Raw genomic sequence first — 17,974 nt, forward strand, 5'->3', positions numbered from 1 at the left:
CGCACCGCTCGCTCTGCGTTAGACTGACAGGCTGCCGCGATCGCGGCCGGTCCGTTCCGATGGATCCGAACCAGAACGTCAGGAGTACACCGTGCCGAGGGAACGGGGCGAGAACGTCGTGGCCACGAACCGCAAGGCCCGCCACGACTACACGATCGAGGACACCTACGAGGCCGGCATGGTCTTGACGGGTACCGAGGTGAAGTCGCTGCGAGCCGGGCGGGCGTCGCTCGTCGACGGGTACGCCTTCATCGACCGCCGTGAGGCGTGGCTCGACGCGGTGCACATCCCCGAGTACGGTCAGGGCACGTGGACGAACCACCCGCCACGGCGCAAGCGCAAGCTGCTGCTGCACCGCGAGCAGATCGACAAGATCGCCCACAAGATCGCCCCGGGTGGCTTCACCCTCGTGCCGTTGAAGATCTACTTCAAGGACGGCAAGGCCAAGGTGGAGATCGCCGTGGCGAAGGGTAAGAAGGAATACGACAAGCGGCATGCCCTCCGCGAGAAGCAGGACACCCGTGAGGCCGCGCGTGCGATGGCCACCAGGAACCGGCTCGGCGAATAGGTGACAGGTGCCCCTGGGGCGCGGTAGACTTGCAAGCTGCACCGCAAGGTGCTCGTTCACCGTTCGCGGTGGATTGACAACTCGACAGCGTGTGACAACGACCCTCTTCGCCTCGTTCTCCGAGGCGCTGAGTCCATGGGGATGATCGGTTTCGACATTGCCTGCGAAACTGCGAGAAGCGGGTCGAGGATGCAGGGTTATCTCGTTAACGATCTCTGCAAAACAACAAGTGCCAACTCTAAGCGCACTGACTTCGCCCTCGCTGCTTAAGCGAGCCCGATAGTCCGTCAGACCGAGCGTGTCCCCGTCTCGGATCCTGGCGTCATCTAGGGGACTTGCTGGATGACGGAGCCGCGACGTCATCCGGGACTTTTCTTCGGCTGGGCCCGTCGACCAAGATGCCCTTGTCAATGGTCGGGGCCGAGTAGAACATTTTAAGGGATACGCCCGTAGAAGGCGCAGAATCACAGCAGTGGACGGGGGTTCAATTCCCCCCATCTCCACTCCGGACGTTGTCACACGCTGCCGAGTCGACGACAGGCCCCCGCTTCGGCGGGGGCCTGTCGTCGTTCCTGGGGTCGGAGGGGTACCGACGGGCTGCTAACCTGGGAGTCCAGAGGCCGCCACCACCCGGGAGACCTGCATGGCGACAATCCTGCTAGTTTTTGCTGCGATCGCCGTCGCCACGCCCACACTCACTCGAGTGCTGTCGACGAAGGTCTTCTACGTCATCGCGTGTATGCCCGCGGCGGCATTCGTCTGGACGCTCTTCCAAACGGGCACGGTCACGTCCGGCGGTACGGTCGTCGAGACGATCGAGTGGATCCCGCAGCTGAGCATCGCGCTCTCGTTCCGGATGGACACGCTCGCCTGGCTGCTGTCCCTCGTGGTCACCGGCGTCGGTGCCCTCGTGCTGCTCTACTGCGGCCGCTACTTCTCGTCGACCGAGCCCGGCCTCGGTCGCTTCGCCGCGCTCCTCTTCGCCTTCGCCGGCACGATGTTCGGCCTGGTGACCGCCGACGACATCATCGTCATGTTCATGTTCTGGGAGATCACGAGTGTGCTCTCCTACCTGCTGATCGGGCACTACACCGATCGCAAGGAGAGTCGCGGTGCCGCGCTGCAGGCGCTCCTCGTGACGACCTTCGGCGGGCTCGTCATGCTCGTGGGCGTCATCATGATCTCCGTGCAGGCGCAGAGCACTTCGCTCGCCTCGATCGTCGAGCAGGGTCTGACCGGCCCCGCGACCACCGTCGCCATCCTCCTCATCCTCGTCGGCGCGATCTCGAAGTCGGCGCTCGTGCCGTTCCACTTCTGGCTGCCGGCCGCGATGGCCGCACCGACGCCCGTGAGCGCATACCTGCACGCTGCGGCGATGGTGAAGGCGGGGATCTACCTCGTCGCGAGACTCGCTCCCGGTTACGCCGACACCCCGGGTTGGGACGCGATGCTCGTCGGTCTGGGCGTCCTCACCATGGTCGCCGGGGCCTGGCGGTCGCTGCGTCAGTACGACCTCAAGCTGGTCCTGGCCTACGGGACGGTGAGCCAACTCGGGTTCCTGATGGTCATCTCGGGGTACGGCACCCGTGATTCGGCCCTGGCCGCCGTCGCGCTCCTGCTCGCCCACGCCATCTACAAGGCGGCACTCTTCCTCGTCGTCGGCATCATCGACCACCGTGCTGGGACGCGTGACTGGCGGCACCTCTCCGGTCTCGGGCGTCAGACGCCGGTGCTCGCCGTCATCGCGGCGATCGCGGTCGCGTCGATGGCCGGTATCCCACCGCTCTTCGGGTTCGTCGCGAAGGAGGCCGTCTTCACCTCACTGCTGGAGGGCGCGCTCGAGGGCGACGTGTGGGGTTGGGTCGCGATCATCGGCACTGCCGTCGGGTCCGTGTTGACCGTCGCGTACAGCGCCCGGTTCCTCTGGGGCGCCTTCGGAGACCGACGCGGCGCCGCGCCGACCGAACTGCATGCCGAATCCGGAACGATCATGATCGCGCCGGGCATCCTCGCCGTCGCGACCATCGCTCTCGGCTTCGCGACGAAGCCCATCGACGCGGTGCTCGCGCCGTACGCGGACTCCGTGGGGGAGGGCGACTACCACCTCGCGCTCTGGCACGGCCTCGAGCCGGCGCTCGGCATCTCGGCCGTCGTGGTGCTGCTCGGTCTGCTGCTCTTCCGCTGGAGGCTCCCGGTCGCGCGTCTGCAGGACCGCCTGCCACCCCTCATCGACTCCTCGAAGGGCTACTGGGCGGCGACCCAGGGCATCGACCGGCTCTCCGCGAAGGTCACCCTGTTCGCCCAGCGCGGCGGGCTCGTCCAGTACCTGTCCACCATCCTCGTGGTCTTCGTCCTGACCCTCGGCACGATCGCCCTCCTCGGGCGTGCCTGGCCGAGCGAGATCCGGCTGTGGGACTATCCCGCCCAGGTGGCCATCGCCTTCATCATGGCGACCGCGGCGATCGCGGCCGCCCGGGCGAAGCAGCGCATGGCCGCCGTGCTGCTCGTCGGCGTCACCGGTTTCGGGCTCGTGGCGCTGTTCGCCCTGCACGGCGCTCCCGACCTCGCGCTGACCCAGGCCCTCGTCGAGACGATCACGATCGTGGTGTTCGTCCTCGTGCTCCGCCGACTCCCGGCCAAGATCGCCCAGCGCAACGCCCCGGTCCACCGCGTCCGTCGGGTCGTCATCGGGACGCTGACCGGCCTGGTCATGGGGCTCATCGGGGTCATCGCCCTGGGCGCGCGACAGGCCGAGAGCATCGCGACCGAGCTGCCCCGGCTCGCCGTCGAGGAGGGCCACGGCAAGAACATCGTCAACGTGATGCTCGTCGACATCCGAGCCTGGGACACCATGGGGGAGATCTCCGTGCTCGTCGTGGTGGCCACCGGTATCGCGAGCCTGCTCTTCGTCTCACAGCGGGGCGCCGAGGTCCCGCGCCTCAGCGGTGCGCGGCGCCGACGTATCCCGGGCCTCCGATCCCAGGTCGTGTCCGACCCCCACCTCGCGGACAGCGAGATGGAGGCGCCTCGCGATGCGGTGGGGCGGCACTCATGGCTCATCGGTGGCCGGGCGATCGCCGAGGCGAACCGTTCGATCCTCCTCGAGGTCCTCGTGCGGCTCCTCTTCCACCCGGCGATCGTCGTCTCCGTCTTCCTGCTCTTCGTCGGCCACAACGAGCCGGGCGGCGGCTTCGCCGGTGGTCTGCTCGCCGGCCTCGCGCTCGTGATGCGGTATCTCGCCGGCGGACGCTACGAGCTCGGCGAAGCCGTGCCGATCGACGCGGGCAAGGTGCTCGGCGTCGGGCTGCTGCTCGCGGTGGGGACGGCCGTCGGTTCCCTGTTCTTCGGCGGCGAGGCGCTCCAGTCCGCGTACTTCTCGGCCGACGTCCCGATCCTCGGACACCTCTCGTTCGGCACGTCCAGCATCTTCGACATCGGCGTCTACCTCGTCGTCGTCGGACTGGCGCTCGACATCCTGCGCAGTCTCGGGGCCGAAGTCGACCGTCAACAGGAGGAAGCCGACATCGACGAGCAGAGTACGGACGAGTTCTCGGCGAGTGAGGCCGAACGATGAGCGCCTCTCTGACCCTCGTCGTCCTGATGGCCGTCATGTACGGCACCGGGGTGTACGTCATGCTAGAGCGGAGCCTCACCAGGTTCCTCATCGGGTTCGTGCTCGTCGGCAACGCGACGAACCTGCTCATCCTGATCATGAGCGGCCCGAGCGGCACCGCACCGCTCGTCACGGGCACCGCCTCCGACGACCGCATGGTCGACCCGGTGCCGCAGGTGCTCATGCTCACGGCCATCGTCATCAACTTCGGCGTGACCGCCTTCATCCTGGCGCTCATCTACCGGACCTGGTGGTTGGCACAACTCGGCGACGAGGGCGACACCCTCAGCGACGAGCACGCCGACGACACGGAGGCGGCGACCGAGGCGGTCTTCAACCAGGTCGACCTGGACGACGAGGCCATCCAACGGGTCCTCGACGAGAGCAACGAGCACGGCGACGATCGCAAGACGACCAGGAAGGGGGCAGGCGAATGAACGCACTCGTCCCGCTCGTGGTCATGATCCCGCTGATCGGCTCGGCGATCGCGCTCATGTTCCGCAACCGCCGCAAGACGCAGGTGGCGATCAGCGTCATCGCGCTCACCGCGGTGACCGTGATCAGTGCGATCCTGCTCGCGGCCGTCGACCAGAGCGGCACGATCGTCGTCGAGCTGGGCGGCTGGTCCCCGCCGTGGGGGATCGTGCTCGTCGTCGACCGACTGTCGGCGATCATGCTGCTCGTCGCCGCCCTGATGCTGCTGGGCGTCCTCATCTTCGCCATCGGTCAGGGCATCGTCGACGGCGACCGGGAGACGCCGGTGTCGATCTTCCACCCGACCTACCTGGTCCTGGCGGCCGGGCTGTTCGACGCCTTCGTCGCGGGCGACCTCTTCAACATGTACGTCGGCTTCGAGATGCTCCTCGCCTCCAGTTACGTCCTCCTCACCCTGGGCGGCACGGGAGCGCGGATCCGCGCCGGTGTCACGTACATCGTCATCAGCCTCATGTCGTCGCTGCTCTTCGTCGCCGCGATCGCCCTCATCTACGGCGCGACGGGCACGGTGACGATCGCCCTCGTGGCGGACCGCGTGCGCGACCTGCCGATGGAGGTGCAGGCGATCCTCTGCGCCGCACTGCTGCTCGGCTTCGCGGTGAAGGCTGCGGTGTTCCCGCTGTCGTTCTGGCTGCCCGACTCCTACCCGACCGCGCCGGCGCCGGTCACGGCGGTGTTCGCGGGCCTGCTGACGAAAGTGGGTGTGTACGCGATCATCCGGACCGACACGCTCATCTTCAAGGACGTGCCGCTGGCGACACCGTTGATGGTCATCGCGTTCCTGACCCTGCTCATCGGCATCTTCGGCGCGGTCGCCCAGGCCGACATCAAACGATTGTTGTCGTTCACCCTCGTGAGTCACATCGGCTACATGATCTTCGGCATCGCCGTCGGCGGGGTCGCCGGGACCGCCGCGACGATCTACTACATCGTCCACCACATCGTCGTCCAGACCACGCTGTTCCTCACCACCGGTCTCGTCGAGAGGATCGGTGGAACGACGTCCATCTCCCGGCTCGGCGGCATCCTGAAGGCCTCCCCGATCGTCGGCGTGCTGTTCTTCATCGGAGCGATGAACCTCGGCGGCATCCCGCCGTTCTCGGGCTTCCTCGGCAAGATCGGGCTGTTCCAGGCGGGTGTCGCCCTGGGCGACCCGCTGTCGTACATCCTCATCGCCGCCGGAGCCGCGACTTCGCTCCTGACGCTGTACGCCCTGGCGCGCGTGTGGAACATGGGCTTCTGGCGTGGGAAGGACGAGGTCGCCGGATACTCGTCGCCGTTGCTCGACCAGCTCGCGGAGAGCCCCGAGGACTCGGGCTCGGTCGACACCAAGACCATCTCGCGCCCGATGATCGGTGCCACGACCGGCATGGTCGCGTTGACCCTCGCCCTCACGGTCTTCGCGGGGCCCCTCTTCGGATTGGCCACGCGCGCGGCGGAGAACATCGAGGACCCGGACAACTACATCACCGCGGTCTTCCCCGACGGAACGGAGCACCTGAAGTAATGCAACCGTCACGTCGTCGCGCACTGTTCAGCCAGGCCCTCCTCCTGGCCGGACTCATCCTGCTCTGGTGTCTCCTCTGGGGGATGTTCGACCTGCTCACGCTCGTGACCGGTCTCGGGGTCGCGTTGCTGGTGTCGTTCCTGTTCTACCTGCCGGCCGTCGAGCTGAGCGGCCGCATCAACCTCTGGCGGACCGCGATCTTCCTGGGCAAGCTCCTCATCGACATCGTGCGGGCGAGTGCGGAGATCGCGTGGCTCGTCCTCAAGCCGAGGTTCCGGTCCAGTAACGCGGTGATCGCGGTCCGTCTGCGGACGACCTCCGACCTCATCATGAGCTGGACGGCCGAGGCGGTCTCGATCGTCCCCGGCTCGATCGTGGTCGACCTCGACCGCACGGCCTCGACGCTCTACCTGCACGCGCTCAACGTGCATGACGACGCCGACATCGACGCGGTCGTCGCCGAGGTCCTCGGAACGGAGCGACGGCTCATCCTCGCGATCGGTTCCCGCGCCGAGGCGGACGCCCTCCGCCACGACCATGACCACGTCTCGATCGGAAGGGGGCAGTGATGCTCGTCGTGATCATCATCGTCTCCGTGCTGTTCGGTGCCGCAGCCCTCGCAGCGGTCTACCGGATCATCCGCGGGCCGAGCCTCCTCGACCGCGTGATCGCCTCCGACGTGCTCGTCGCCACCGTCATGTGTGCGATCGGGGCCGAGATGGCGATCAACCGTCACACGGACGGCCTGCCGGTCCTCCTGGCGCTCGCGATGTTCGCGATCGTCGGCTCGGTCAGCGTCGCCCGCTTCATGTCGAAGCAGGACGACGCATGACCGGCGAGCTGATCCGCGACATCGTCACCGGGGCCCTCGTGCTCGTCGGGGCGATCATGTGCTTCGCCGCCGGCGTCGGCCTGCTGCGCTTCCCCGATGTGCTGTCCCGCCTGCACGCGGCGACCAAGCCGCAGATCCTCGGGCTCATCGCGATCATGGCGGACGTCGCCGTCTCGAGCCCGACGGTCGGGACCATCACCATCGCGATCGCGATCATCGTGTTCCAGAGCCTCACCGCGCCGATCTCCGCGCACATGGTCGCTCGGGCGGCCTACCGCAGCGGCAACTTCGACGAGGCCGTCCTCGTCCGCGACGAGCTCGCGGGACGCGAAGAACTCGGCGAGGAACGACATCCCGGCCACACGCCCGAATAGCGGCAGAATGTCCCCATGGGAATGCTCATCTACGGGTCCGGCGACGAGTACGAGATCGAAGACCGCGCGCTCGCGCACCTGAAGGCCGTCATCGGGGCGAAGCTGCGCCGCCAGGAGAGCTTCTTCCTCAGCTGGGCGAACGATCCCGAGCACGGTTCCGGACGACGCTCGCTGTGGTTGTCCCCGAGTATCCCGCTGCAGTTCCGCTTCTTCGGGAGCCGCCCGCCGGAACTCAACCGTGCGTGGCTCGAGGTCCTCTCGGATTCATCCCACACCCCGCGAGGGCTGCAGCTCATCCCGGAGTCCGATGTCGAGGGGTACCTCGCGGGGAACGGAGCGCCGCGCGACGCGGGCACCGAGTCTCACGACCAGGATCACGGCTAGGACGGGTCGTCCGTCCCCACGAGCAGGACGCGCAGCGCTGTCTCCGGTGAGCCGCGACCGTCCGGAGGGATCGTCTCGCCGTGCGTATAGCGATCGACGACCCGCGGGTCGACGTAGCTGGACTTCGCGATCGCCGGGGTGTTGCCGAGGACCGCTGCTGCGTCACGCATGGCCTGTGCGAGAGCCTTCGAGCGTGCCGTCTTGCTCTGCACGGGTCCGGCCTTCGCCAGGCTCTCCGCGGCCGCCACGGTGCCGTGCAGCGTCCGGAAGTCCTTCGCGGTGAACTCACCGTTCGTCTGCGCCCGGACGTAGTCGTTGATCTGGCTCGCCTGGAGGTGGCGCCACCGCTTCCCGTCCTTCCAGGCCAGGAGGCGGGCGTGCGGTCCACGGCGCTTCAAGGAGCGGATGAGTGAGGCCAGGTCGGCGTCGACGATGTCGGACTCCCAGGGCTGTCCGCTCTTCGCCGGGAACTTCAGCGCGACGGTGTCGCCGCTCACGCGAGCGTGCGCACCCTCGAGGGTCGACAGTCCGTGACTGCCGTTGGCCTCCGCATATTGCTCACCGCCGACGCGCAGGGAGCCGGTGTCGAGCATGCGGAACGCGCCGGCTGACACCCGTGCGAGCGGGTAGCCCTCGAGCCGGAGGTCCCGCGTGACCCGACCTCGCGCGGCGGGGAGTGCCTCGGCGAGGGCCAGGGCGCGGTCGAACTTGCTCCGGTCCTGACGCTCGCGCCAGGACGGGTGGTAGAGGTACTGCCGTCGCCCGGCCGCATCGATCCCGGTCGCCTGGATGTGCCCGTTCGCGTAGGGGGTGATCCAGACCTCGTTCCATGCGGGAGGGACCACCAGGCCGTCGATCCGGGCTCGGATCTCCTGATCGTCGAGGAGCGAGCCGTCCGGCAACCGGTAGCTGAAACCGCGCCCGGATCGAACCCGTCGGATGCCCTGTCCGTTCACGTCGCTGCGCCTCAGTCGTACCATCCGCCCAGCGTACGGCGCGGTCGGATCCCGCTCGGCGGGCTTGCGCGGTGCCGTGCGCTCGTGTCAGCCGACGGGTGGCAACTCGGCGAGGAAGGCGTCGTGCAGGCGCCCGTTCGTCGCGAGGGAGCTCCGCGTGGAGATGGTCTCGATACCGTCGATGTCCGTGAACCGACCGCCGGCCTCGAGGACGATCGGCACGTGGGCGCCCAGGTCGTACTCCTGCACGCCGAATTCGGCCACGGCGTCGATCGAGCCCTCTGCGAGGAGCATGTAGGGCCACATGTCACCGATGGCCCGATCGCGCCACAGCGAGCCGCACAGGGCCAGCAGTTGGGGGATCCGCCCGACCGAGGCCCACTGCGCGATGCTCTGGAAGCTGAAGGACGCGTCGGCGAGGTCGGAGACCCCCGAGACGGACAGCCGGCGCGGGGTGGTCTCGCCGAACCGGACGCCCCACGCGCCGTGTCCGATGGCACCCCACCAGCGGGCGTGCATGGCGGGTGCGCTCACGACGCCGACGACCGGCACGCCGTCGACGGCGAGGGAGATGAGCGTCGCCCAGTTCGAGACCCCGCGGAGGAAGTTCGCCGTCCCATCGATCGGGTCGATGATCCACTGGCGATCCGTGGGTCCCTGCGCGCCGTACTCCTCGCCGAACACGCCGTCGTCCGGGCGCTCGGTCTCGAGGATGCCGCGGATGGCGCGTTCGACGGCGAGGTCGGCATCGGTGACGTGCGAGCGGTCCGGTTTGGTGGACACTTCGAGGTCGCGAGCCTCGAAGCGGTCCATCGCGATGCGGTCGGCCGCGTCGGCGAGCCGGAGCGCGAGATCGAGGTCGGCGGGGGAGACGGTCACGGGTTCGGTCACCTCTCCAGGATAGGGTCGCGCGGGCCTGATCGAACGACGCTCGAGGGCCCGCAGACGTGCCTCCGCGACACGCCGACCGGCTCGATTTCGCACCCGGGCCAGTTGGGTGCTAGTGTCATATCTCGGTTCGGAACACTCCGAAACCACGCACCTCTAGCTCAATTGGCAGAGCAACTGACTCTTAATCAGTGGGTTCCCGGTTCAAGTCCGGGGGGGTGCACCACACCAGCAACGGCCTCGTCTTCGGACGGGGCCGTTCTGCGTTTCGGCTCGACTCGCGCGAGCCTGCGGCCCGACGAAACGCTCCAGGGACGTTTCGCGACAGCTCCCGTCCGATTCGCGTCATCGGGGCGGAGCAGGCCTCAGGCATGAGACCCTGGAAGGGTCGGCAGCATGGCGGGATCGGGTCCTGCCGTTGCCGGCGGAAGCCTTCGCGTGGTCACCCCACCGTGCGGAGCAGAGCGACGGTCGGGCATTCGTGCCCACCAGCGCCGTGGCGCCTCATCGATTCGGGTTCGATGAGGCGTCATGCCCGCTCAGTGGCCCGGTACGACGAAACGGCCGCCCACCGGAGTGGACGGCCGTTCTCGAGGTGCGTCGCCGGTCAGGCGACCGAGCTGCGGCGGGCCGGCACCGGGTTGACGAGGCTCGCGTCGATGAACTCGGGTTCGGCCCAGACGGTGATGGGGTAGTGCTGCGGCTCGAGGAGGGTTCGCTCGACGAGCGTCGGCTCGGTGTCGTCTGCCGCCGCCTCGGGGTGGTCGTCACCGGCCTGCGCCTCGGACGGCGCGTCGATCGTCTCGGTGATGGCGGCAGGCTTCTCGGCGACGGTCGGATCGATGACCTCGACGGCCTCGACCTCGTCGGCGGCGTCGACCGCGGATTCCTCCTGGCCGCGCGACCAGAGGCGCCATCCACGTGCCGGAGCTGCCTCGGCACGAACCGTCACCGCTGCCTGCTCGAGGTCGATGTCCGTCGCGATCTCGTGAGCGAGCTGCTGGGCATACACCTCGTGGAAGATCTCGTCGCCGGAGCTCGGGATGCGGCGCGACAGCACCCAGGCGCCGTTGGCGCCGAGTTCACTCGCCAGTCGAGCGTGGACGAGGTCGAACAGCTGCTTCTCGGTCAGCTTCGATGCGGAGACTGGTGCTGCGTGGCGTCGGCGACCGAACATGGCGGGCCCTTCATCGAAAGCGGATCATCCGTGAGGCTGGACTGCCTTCATTGTCGATCACGAGGCGCGGAACGATGCGGAGACACGCGGGTGAGCGCCCCAATTCTCGGGTTCTCCGGTCGGTCGTGGTAGCGCGGTCGGCGCGACCTCAGCGGCCGATCTCGGCCTGCTTGCTGTCGTCGAGCACCGAGCTGATCGCGAGGGCGAGCGAGATGCCCCAGCTCACCCAGAGGAGGGCGAGCTTCCAGTCCCGCGGTCCTTGTCGGGTCGCCTGGAGAGCGGAGATCCCGCCGAAGACCGTGGAGATCATGCTGCCGTTGAAGAGGAATTTGCGCATGACTTCACGCTAGCCGGTAGGGGAGGCCCCCCGCATCCGGGCTTTCCTTCGGGTTCTCGCCTGTGCTAGCGAATGCACGCTTCGCGAAGGCCAGTGAGGCCCGCAGCTGGGCGAGGCGGAGTGCGTCGCCGCCGGTCGCGGGCAGATGCACCTCCGCGACGATGCTTCCCGACCAGTCCGCCGCGCGCAGCAGCTCGAGGACCTCGGCGACCGGCTGCTCACCGTCGCCTGGGAGGAGGTGCTCGTCGAGGAAGGCGCCCCGCGGCGACGGAGCGGTCCCGTCGCACAGGTGCACGTGTCGGAGGCGACCGCCGTAGCGGGTCGCGATCTCGAGCGAGTCCTCACCCGCGAGGGCCGCGTGGGAGAAGTCGAGCGTCAGAGCGGCGCAGGCGAGTGGGGCAGGGTCGTACCCGAAGGCGAACGGCTGCACCCGGAGCCCGCGGCTCTGGAAGCACGCCATGTTCTCGACGGCCAGCTCGAGTCCGTGCGTCTCGGTCAGCTCCGCGACGAGGTCGACGAAGGCGTTGGCATAGCGCCGCTGCCACCGGAACGGCGGGTGGACGACGACGGTCGACGCCCCGACGGCGACGGCGAGCTCAGCCGAGCGGCGGAGCTTCTCCCGATGGTCGCGGCCCCAGACGAACGCGGTCCGGGTCAGGACCGGCGCGTGGATCGAGAGGATGTCCAGCCCGGTCTCGGCGGCGAGGGCGCGGAGGGCGTCGGCGTCCTGCGTCACGCGGTGCTGGGTGACCATGACCTCGACGCCGTCGTAGCCGGCTTCGGCGGCCAACTCGAACGCGCGCCGGGTTCCCAGCGGGTAGACGCAGGACGTGCTCATGCCATGGCGGATCATCAGCGCAAGCATATGCTCGCCGTCTGAACACGCGGTTTCGCCATGCGGAACGCTGCTAGCCTGAACAGCGAACCCGAGCACCCCGGGAGGGCCATCATCACCAGATATTCCGCGCCTGACGGCGGATCAGCGTCGACCTTCGACTTCATCGTGGTATCGAACCGGCTGCCGGTCGACCGCGTCGTCGATGCAGACGGTGCCGAGAGCTGGCGGACCTCACCCGGTGGACTCGTGACCGCCCTCGAACCCGTGATGCGCGGTGCCGACGGCGCCTGGATCGGATGGGCCGGCTCCGCCGACCTCGAGATCGAGCCGTTCGACAACGACGACATGTGGATCATCCCGGTCCCGCTGTCCGAGGACGAGATCGCCCGCTATTACGAGGGCTTCTCGAACGACACCATCTGGCCGCTCTACCACGACGTCATCGCTCCGCCGAGCTACCACCGCGAGTGGTGGGACTCCTACGTCGCCGTGAACCGACGGTTCGCGGAGGCGGCCGCAGCGGCCGCGTCCGACGGCGCGACGGTCTGGGTGCAGGACTACCAGCTGCAGCTCGTGCCGAAGATCCTGCGTGAGCTGCGACCCGATCTCACGATCGGCTTCTTCAACCACATCCCCTTCCCGGCCTACGGCATCTACTCGCAGCTCCCATGGCGACGCCAGATCATCGAGGGACTGCTCGGCGCCGACGTCATCGGCTTCCAGCGCGTCGCGGACGCGGGCAACTTCTCCCGGGCGGTCCGCCGCCTGTTCGGGTACGAGACGAAGGGGGCCGCGATCCAGGTCCCGCTCGATGCCGCACTCGTGTCGGTCACGACGGACGCGGCACCGGTCGCGTCGAAGCGCGGCGCCCCGTACCGCACGGTGATCGCCCGGCACTTCCCGATCTCGATCGACAGCAAGGGGTACCAGGTCCTCGCGCAGCGCCCCGACATCATCGCCCGTGCCAAGCAGATCCGCGAGGAGCTCGGCAACCCGGAGACGATCATGCTCGGCGTCGACCGCCTCGACTACACGAAGGGCATCGGGCACCGACTCAAGGCCTTCGGAGAACTCCTCGCACAGGGCAAGCTCGCGGTCGAGGACGTCACGCTCGTCCAGGTCGCCAGCCCCAGCCGCGAACGCGTCGAGACGTACCGTCAGCTCCGCGACGACATCGAACAGACGGTCGGCCGGATCAACGGTGACTTCGGCACCATCGGCCACACCGCGATCCAGTACCTGCACCACGGGTACCCCCGCGAGGAGATGGCCGCGCTCTACCTCGCCGCCGACGTCATGCTCGTCACGGCCCTGCGCGACGGCATGAACCTCGTCGCGAAGGAGTACGTCGCCGCTCGCTACGACAACGACGGCGTCCTCGTGCTGAGCGAGTTCGCCGGCGCGTCCGACGAGCTGAAGCAGGCACTCAAGATCAACCCGCACGACATCGAGGGGATGAAGTCGGCGATCCTCCAGGCCGTGCACATGACGAAGGCCGAGCGTGGTCGTCGCATGCGGGCGCTGCGCAAGCGCGTCATGGAGTACGACGTCGCGCGCTGGTCGGCATCCTTCCTCGATGAGCTGCAGCGTGTGCGCGACCAGTCACCGACCATCGAGCAGGGGAGCACCACCCAGTCATGAGCACCACCGACGAGCCCACCGACACCCTCGGGGGGCTTCCCCTCGGACTGCGTGCGGAACTCCGCCGCCTGGCCGACGTCCCGAAGCTCCTGGTGGCCCTGGACTTCGACGGCACCCTGGCACCCGAGGTCGACGACCCGGATCAGGCGCGCGCGCTGCCAGCAGCTCGCAAGGCCGTGTTGGCGCTGATGGACCTGCCAGGGACGCGCGTCGCACTCGTGTCCGGGCGCGCGATCGACAGTCTCGTGGCGGTGGCCGAGCTGCCCGACCACGCGCTGTTCGCCGGCTCGCACGGCGTCGAGATCCGCCTCGACAACCCCGACGACGCCCTCGCCCTCGACGATGAGGAACGCGAACAGCGGGAGACCCTCCAACGGATCCTCCAGGACGTCGCGGAGGGTTACGATAATGTCTGGATCGAGCGGAAGCCGGCAGGGTTCGCCCTGCACACGAGGCTCGCCAGTGAAGAAGACTCCAGGATCGCCCACCTCGAAGCACTCGCCCACACCAAGGACGAGTTCGGCGCCCTGACGGTTCGAGAGGGCAAGAACGTCCTCGAGTTCTCGCTCAGGAGCGCGACCAAGGGCGAAGCCGTCGAACACCTCCGGCGGTACACCAAAGCAGATGCCGTGTTCTACGCGGGCGACGACGTCACGGACGAGGACGCGTTCGGCGCACTCGGCCCCGGCGACCTCGGGGTGAAGAGTGGCACCGGCGTGACCGCCGCCGACTTCAGGGTCGAAGGACCCTCCGAGATCGCGCGCGTCCTCGGCATGCTCGCGGAATATCGAAGCAACAAGGAAGCCGTAGACTCTTAAAATGCCAGAGATCGACATCAAACCACGCAGTCGTGCCGTCACCGACGGGATCGAGGCGACCACCTCGCGCGGCATGCTCCGCGCCGTCGGCATGGGCGACGAGGACTGGGACAAGCCCCAGATCGGCATCGCGAGCTCGTGGAACGAGATCACGCCCTGCAACCTCTCGCTCGACCGCCTCGCACAGGGTGCCAAGGAGGGCGTGCACTCGGGTGGGGGATACCCGCTGCAGTTCGGCACCATCTCCGTCTCCGACGGCATCTCCATGGGCCACGAGGGCATGCACTTCTCGCTCGTCTCGCGCGAGGTCATCGCCGACAGCGTCGAGACCGTGGTCATGGCCGAGCGCCTCGACGGCACGGTCCTGCTCGCCGGCTGCGACAAGTCGCTCCCGGGCATGCTCATGGCCGCCGCGCGGCTCGACCTCTCCTCGGTCTTCCTCTACGCCGGATCGATCGCGCCGGGTTGGGTCAAGCTCTCCGACGGCACCGAGAAGGAGGTCACGATCATCGACTCCTTCGAGGCGGTCGGGGCCTGCAAGGCCGGCAACATGAGCGAAGAGGACCTGAAGCGCATCGAGTGCGCCATCGCCCCGGGCGAGGGTGCCTGCGGCGGGATGTACACGGCCAACACGATGGCGTCGGTCGCCGAGGCGCTCGGCATGAGCCTCCCGGGTTCGGCATCGCCGCCCTCGGCCGACCGCCGTCGCGACTACTTCGCGCACCGCTCGGGCGAAGCCGTGGTCAACATGCTCCGACTCGGCATCACCGCGCGCGACATCCTGACGAAGGAGGCGTTCGAGAACGCCATCGCCGTCGCGATGGCATTCGGCGGATCGACGAACGTGGTCTTGCACCTGCTCGCGATCGCCCGCGAGGCCGAGGTCGACCTCACACTCGACGACTTCAACCGCATCGGCGACAAGGTGCCGCACATCGGCGACCTGAAGCCGTTCGGCCAGTACGTCATGAACGACGTCGACCGTCACGGCGGCGTCCCCGTCGTCATGAAGGCGCTGCTCGACGCCGGTCTGCTGCACGGCGACTGCCTCACGGTCACCGGCAAGACGGTCGCCGAGAACCTCGCCGACATCAACCCCGACCCGATCGACGGCACGGTCATCCGCACGCTCGACAACCCGATCCACGCGACCGGCGGCATCACGATCCTCAAGGGCTCGTTCGCGCCCGAGGGCGCCGTCGTGAAGACGGCCGGATTCGACGCCGAGGTCTTCGAAGGACCCGCGCGGGTCTTCGAACGTGAACGCGGAGCCATGGACGCGCTCACCGAGGGCAAGATCAACAAGGGCGACGTCGTCATCATCCGCTACGAGGGCCCGAAGGGTGGGCCGGGGATGCGCGAGATGCTCGCGATCACGGCCGCCATCAAGGGCGCCGGACTCGGCAAGGATGTACTACTGTTGACGGACGGTCGATTCTCAGGCGGCACAACCGGACTGTGCATCGGCCACATAGCACCCGAAGCGGTGGACGCAGGTCCAATCGCCTTCGTGCGCGATGGTGATCTGATACGGGTCGATATCGCTGGCCGCTCGCTCGACCTACTCGTCGACGAAGCAGAGCTGGAAGCCCGCCGCGACGGCTGGGCGCCTCTTCCCCCGCGCTATACCCGTGGCGTTCTCGCAAAGTACTCTCGTCTCGTGCACTCCGCAGCGGAGGGCGCGATCACGGGATAACCGAGCATCTCGTTCGTGCATCTCATCGCTGAAGGAATCATCATGCCCACGGAATCCCAACCCGTGCCTCATCCCAGAACACCTGCGGCCCCGGCCGCACCGGAGATCCTGACGGGAGCCCAGGCGATCGTCCGATCGCTCGAGCTCCTCGGGGTCACCGACATCTTCGGTCTGCCCGGCGGAGCGATCCTGCCGACCTACGACCCGCTGATGGACTCGACGAAGCTCCGCCACATCCTGGTCCGCCACGAGCAGGGCGCCGGCCACGCGGCCGAAGGATACGCCGCCGCCGGTGGCGGGATCGGCGTGTGCATCGCGACGTCCGGCCCCGGCGCGACGAACCTCGTCACCGCCATCGCCGACGCCTACATGGACTCGGTGCCGATGGTCGCGATCACCGGTCAGGTGTTCTCGACCCTCATGGGCACTGACGCGTTCCAGGAGGCGGACATCGTCGGCATCACCATGCCGATCACGAAGCACTCCTTCCTCGTCAAGACCCCGGAGGAGGTCCCGGCGGCCATCGCCGCGGCCTACGAGATCGCGGGTACCGGCCGTCCCGGACCGGTGCTGGTCGACATCACGAAGGACGCCCAGCAGGCTGAAGCGCCGTTCATCTGGCCGCCGAAGGTCGACCTGCCCGGCTACCGCCCGGTGACGAAGGCGCACGGCAAGCAGATCCAGGCCGCTGCGCAGCTGCTCGTCAACGCCAAGAAGCCGGTGCTGTACGTCGGCGGCGGCGTGATCCGCTCCAAGGCCTCCGAGGAACTGCTCGCGCTGGCCGAGGCGACCGGGGCTCCGGTCGTGACGACGCTCATGGCTCGCGGGGCGTTCCCCGACTCGCACACGCAGCACCTCGGCATGCCCGGCATGCACGGCACCGTCCCGGCAGTGCTCGCGCTGCAGGAGGCCGACCTGCTCGTGTCGCTCGGTGCCCGGTTCGACGACCGCGTGACCGGCAAGGCCTCGCTCTTCGCGCCGAACGCCAAGGTCGTCCACGTGGACGTCGACCCGGCCGAGATCTCGAAGATCCGCATCGCGGACGTCCCCATCGTGGGCGACGCGAAGGACGTCATTGTCGACCTCCAGTCGGCGTTCGAGGCAGCCGCCCGCGAGGTCACCCCCGACATCGCCGAGTGGTGGTCCTACCTCGACGGGCTCCGCGAGGAGTTCCCGCTGGGCTACGCCGAGCCGACCGACGGTCTGCTCTCGCCACAGCACGTGATCTCCCGCATCGGCGAGATCACCGGGCCGGAGGGCGTGTTCGCGTCGGGCGTCGGCCAGCACCAGATGTGGGCGGCGCAGTTCATCAAGTACGAGCGTCCGAACTCCTGGCTGAACTCCGGCGGTGCCGGGACCATGGGTTACTCGGTCCCCGCGGCCATGGGTGCCAAGGTGGCCCAGCCCGATCGCCACGTGTGGGCGATCGACGGCGACGGCTGCTTCCAGATGACCAACCAGGAACTCGCGACCTGCACGATCAACAACATCCCGATCAAGGTCGCGATCATCAACAACTCCTCGCTGGGCATGGTCCGCCAGTGGCAGACGCTCTTCTACGACGGTCGGTACTCGAACACCGACCTGAACACCGGGCACGACACCATCCGGATCCCCGACTTCGTCAAGCTGGCCGAGGCCTACGGTTGCCTCGCGATCCGCGTGACGAAGGAGGAGGAGGTCGACGCCGCCATCAAGCTCGCCCTGGAGACGAACGACCGTCCGGTCGTCATCGACTTCGTCGTGAGTGCCGACGCGATGGTGTGGCCGATGGTGCCGCAGGGTGTCAGCAACAGCTACGTCCAGTACGCCAAGGACCACAGTCCGTCGTTCGATGAGGAGGCCTGAGC

The 17,974-nt window shown here is 68.0% G+C and carries 17 protein-coding genes, 1 tRNA gene and 1 other RNA gene; 14 read left to right on the forward strand and 5 right to left on the reverse strand.

Features of this window, described 5'->3' with window-relative positions:
- Nucleotides 1-91: 91 nt before the first annotated feature.
- The 9 genes from smpB to ITJ66_RS08855 all read left to right on the forward strand — a co-directional run bounded on the left by smpB (nt 92) and on the right by ITJ66_RS08855 (nt 7,773).
- Nucleotides 92-568 carry an SsrA-binding protein SmpB gene (smpB, locus tag ITJ66_RS08815; protein WP_056007115.1) on the forward strand — a complete coding sequence of 159 codons (477 nt, stop codon included), beginning with the start codon at nt 92-94 and terminating at the stop codon, nt 566-568.
- Between the two features lie 137 nt (nt 569-705).
- Nucleotides 706-1,074: a transfer-messenger RNA gene (gene ssrA, locus ITJ66_RS08820) on the forward strand.
- A 137-nt stretch (nt 1,075-1,211) separates the two neighbouring features.
- Nucleotides 1,212-4,142: a Na+/H+ antiporter subunit A gene (locus ITJ66_RS08825; protein ID WP_194644394.1), complete on the forward strand. Its 2,931-nt coding sequence runs from the start codon at nt 1,212-1,214 to the stop codon at nt 4,140-4,142.
- A complete protein-coding gene (locus ITJ66_RS08830; RefSeq protein ID WP_137241919.1) occupies nt 4,139-4,618 on the forward strand; it encodes an NADH-quinone oxidoreductase subunit K in 480 nt (159 codons plus the stop codon). Before ITJ66_RS08825 ends, ITJ66_RS08830 begins: the two co-directional genes overlap by 4 nt.
- Complete coding sequence (locus ITJ66_RS08835; RefSeq protein ID WP_079002188.1) at nt 4,615-6,183, forward strand: Na+/H+ antiporter subunit D; 1,569 nt, start codon at nt 4,615-4,617, stop codon at nt 6,181-6,183. Before ITJ66_RS08830 ends, ITJ66_RS08835 begins: the two co-directional genes overlap by 4 nt.
- The gene (locus tag ITJ66_RS08840; RefSeq protein ID WP_137241918.1) at nt 6,183-6,752 is read left to right on the forward strand and encodes a Na+/H+ antiporter subunit E; all 570 of its coding nucleotides are present in this window, start codon (nt 6,183-6,185) and stop codon (nt 6,750-6,752) included. Before ITJ66_RS08835 ends, ITJ66_RS08840 begins: the two co-directional genes overlap by 1 nt.
- On the forward strand, nt 6,752-7,015 hold the full coding sequence (locus ITJ66_RS08845; RefSeq protein ID WP_064296237.1) for a monovalent cation/H+ antiporter complex subunit F: 264 nt from the start codon (nt 6,752-6,754) through the stop codon (nt 7,013-7,015). Before ITJ66_RS08840 ends, ITJ66_RS08845 begins: the two co-directional genes overlap by 1 nt.
- Nucleotides 7,012-7,389 (forward strand): monovalent cation/H(+) antiporter subunit G, encoded by a 378-nt coding sequence (gene mnhG, locus ITJ66_RS08850; protein WP_064296238.1) that lies wholly within the window; start codon nt 7,012-7,014, stop codon nt 7,387-7,389. The genes ITJ66_RS08845 and mnhG overlap by 4 nt, the downstream gene beginning before the upstream one ends.
- Before the next feature lie 15 nt (nt 7,390-7,404).
- Complete coding sequence (locus ITJ66_RS08855) at nt 7,405-7,773, forward strand: hypothetical protein (RefSeq protein WP_137241917.1); 369 nt, start codon at nt 7,405-7,407, stop codon at nt 7,771-7,773.
- Here the strand turns inward: ITJ66_RS08855 and ITJ66_RS08860 are convergent.
- Together ITJ66_RS08860 and ITJ66_RS08865 are read right to left on the reverse strand one after the other, a co-directional pair.
- Nucleotides 7,770-8,753: a DNA topoisomerase IB gene (locus ITJ66_RS08860; RefSeq protein WP_194644395.1), complete on the reverse strand. Its 984-nt coding sequence runs from the start codon at nt 8,751-8,753 to the stop codon at nt 7,770-7,772. The genes ITJ66_RS08855 and ITJ66_RS08860 overlap by 4 nt on opposite strands.
- 63 nt (nt 8,754-8,816) lie before the next feature.
- Complete coding sequence (locus ITJ66_RS08865) at nt 8,817-9,620, reverse strand: inositol monophosphatase family protein (RefSeq protein ID WP_085510578.1); 804 nt, start codon at nt 9,618-9,620, stop codon at nt 8,817-8,819.
- A gap of 147 nt (nt 9,621-9,767) precedes the next feature.
- Between ITJ66_RS08865 and ITJ66_RS08870 the strand changes: the two genes are divergently transcribed.
- A tRNA-Lys gene (locus ITJ66_RS08870) sits at nt 9,768-9,843 on the forward strand.
- Nucleotides 9,844-10,224: 381 nt separating this feature from the next.
- Here ITJ66_RS08870 and ITJ66_RS08875 read toward each other — a convergent pair.
- The 3 genes from ITJ66_RS08875 to ITJ66_RS08885 all read right to left on the reverse strand — a co-directional run bounded on the left by ITJ66_RS08875 (nt 10,225) and on the right by ITJ66_RS08885 (nt 11,969).
- On the reverse strand, nt 10,225-10,794 hold the full coding sequence (locus ITJ66_RS08875; protein WP_194644396.1) for a hypothetical protein: 570 nt from the start codon (nt 10,792-10,794) through the stop codon (nt 10,225-10,227).
- A 148-nt stretch (nt 10,795-10,942) separates the two neighbouring features.
- Nucleotides 10,943-11,131 (reverse strand): hypothetical protein, encoded by a 189-nt coding sequence (locus ITJ66_RS08880; RefSeq protein WP_079705603.1) that lies wholly within the window; start codon nt 11,129-11,131, stop codon nt 10,943-10,945.
- Between the two features lie 4 nt (nt 11,132-11,135).
- A complete protein-coding gene (locus tag ITJ66_RS08885) occupies nt 11,136-11,969 on the reverse strand; it encodes a sugar phosphate isomerase/epimerase (protein ID WP_228501537.1) in 834 nt (277 codons plus the stop codon).
- Nucleotides 11,970-12,026: 57 nt separating this feature from the next.
- Between ITJ66_RS08885 and otsA the strand changes: the two genes are divergently transcribed.
- From otsA to ITJ66_RS08905, 4 genes are read left to right on the forward strand one after another with little or no spacing between them, the layout of a single operon-like run.
- Nucleotides 12,027-13,610: an alpha,alpha-trehalose-phosphate synthase (UDP-forming) gene (gene otsA, locus ITJ66_RS08890; RefSeq protein ID WP_137241913.1), complete on the forward strand. Its 1,584-nt coding sequence runs from the start codon at nt 12,027-12,029 to the stop codon at nt 13,608-13,610.
- Nucleotides 13,607-14,428, forward strand: coding sequence for a trehalose-phosphatase (otsB, locus tag ITJ66_RS08895; protein ID WP_079705605.1), 822 nt, complete (start codon nt 13,607-13,609; stop codon nt 14,426-14,428). Before otsA ends, otsB begins: the two co-directional genes overlap by 4 nt.
- A gap of 1 nt (nt 14,429) precedes the next feature.
- The gene (gene ilvD, locus ITJ66_RS08900; RefSeq protein ID WP_064296246.1) at nt 14,430-16,124 is read left to right on the forward strand and encodes a dihydroxy-acid dehydratase; all 1,695 of its coding nucleotides are present in this window, start codon (nt 14,430-14,432) and stop codon (nt 16,122-16,124) included.
- Nucleotides 16,125-16,166: 42 nt separating this feature from the next.
- Nucleotides 16,167-17,972: an acetolactate synthase large subunit gene (locus tag ITJ66_RS08905; protein WP_085510581.1), complete on the forward strand. Its 1,806-nt coding sequence runs from the start codon at nt 16,167-16,169 to the stop codon at nt 17,970-17,972.
- Nucleotides 17,973-17,974: the final 2 nt, after the last annotated feature.

Source organism: Plantibacter sp. VKM Ac-2885 (assembly GCF_015351205.1).
In the GTDB taxonomy this organism is placed as follows: Bacteria; Actinomycetota; Actinomycetes; order Actinomycetales; family Microbacteriaceae; genus Plantibacter; species Plantibacter auratus.

Excerpts from the sequence above, each read along its gene's own strand:
- ITJ66_RS08825 (WP_194644394.1), top strand. The coding sequence starts at position 1,212 with ATGGCGACAATCCTGCTAGTTTTTGCTGCGATCGCCGTCGCCACGCCC.
- ITJ66_RS08830 (WP_137241919.1), top strand. The coding sequence starts at position 4,139 with ATGAGCGCCTCTCTGACCCTCGTCGTCCTGATGGCCGTCATGTACGGC.
- ITJ66_RS08835 (WP_079002188.1), top strand. The coding sequence starts at position 4,615 with ATGAACGCACTCGTCCCGCTCGTGGTCATGATCCCGCTGATCGGCTCG.
- ITJ66_RS08840 (WP_137241918.1), top strand. The coding sequence starts at position 6,183 with ATGCAACCGTCACGTCGTCGCGCACTGTTCAGCCAGGCCCTCCTCCTG.
- ITJ66_RS08845 (WP_064296237.1), top strand. The coding sequence starts at position 6,752 with ATGCTCGTCGTGATCATCATCGTCTCCGTGCTGTTCGGTGCCGCAGCC.
- mnhG (WP_064296238.1), top strand. The coding sequence starts at position 7,012 with ATGACCGGCGAGCTGATCCGCGACATCGTCACCGGGGCCCTCGTGCTC.
- ITJ66_RS08855 (WP_137241917.1), top strand. The coding sequence starts at position 7,405 with ATGGGAATGCTCATCTACGGGTCCGGCGACGAGTACGAGATCGAAGAC.
- ITJ66_RS08860 (WP_194644395.1), bottom strand. The coding sequence starts at position 8,753 with ATGGTACGACTGAGGCGCAGCGACGTGAACGGACAGGGCATCCGACGG.
- ITJ66_RS08875 (WP_194644396.1), bottom strand. The coding sequence starts at position 10,794 with ATGTTCGGTCGCCGACGCCACGCAGCACCAGTCTCCGCATCGAAGCTG.
- ITJ66_RS08880 (WP_079705603.1), bottom strand. The coding sequence starts at position 11,131 with ATGCGCAAATTCCTCTTCAACGGCAGCATGATCTCCACGGTCTTCGGC.
- ITJ66_RS08885 (WP_228501537.1), bottom strand. The coding sequence starts at position 11,969 with ATGAGCACGTCCTGCGTCTACCCGCTGGGAACCCGGCGCGCGTTCGAG.
- otsA (WP_137241913.1), top strand. The coding sequence starts at position 12,027 with ATGCGGAACGCTGCTAGCCTGAACAGCGAACCCGAGCACCCCGGGAGG.
- otsB (WP_079705605.1), top strand. The coding sequence starts at position 13,607 with ATGAGCACCACCGACGAGCCCACCGACACCCTCGGGGGGCTTCCCCTC.
- ilvD (WP_064296246.1), top strand. The coding sequence starts at position 14,430 with ATGCCAGAGATCGACATCAAACCACGCAGTCGTGCCGTCACCGACGGG.
- ITJ66_RS08905 (WP_085510581.1), top strand. The coding sequence starts at position 16,167 with ATGCCCACGGAATCCCAACCCGTGCCTCATCCCAGAACACCTGCGGCC.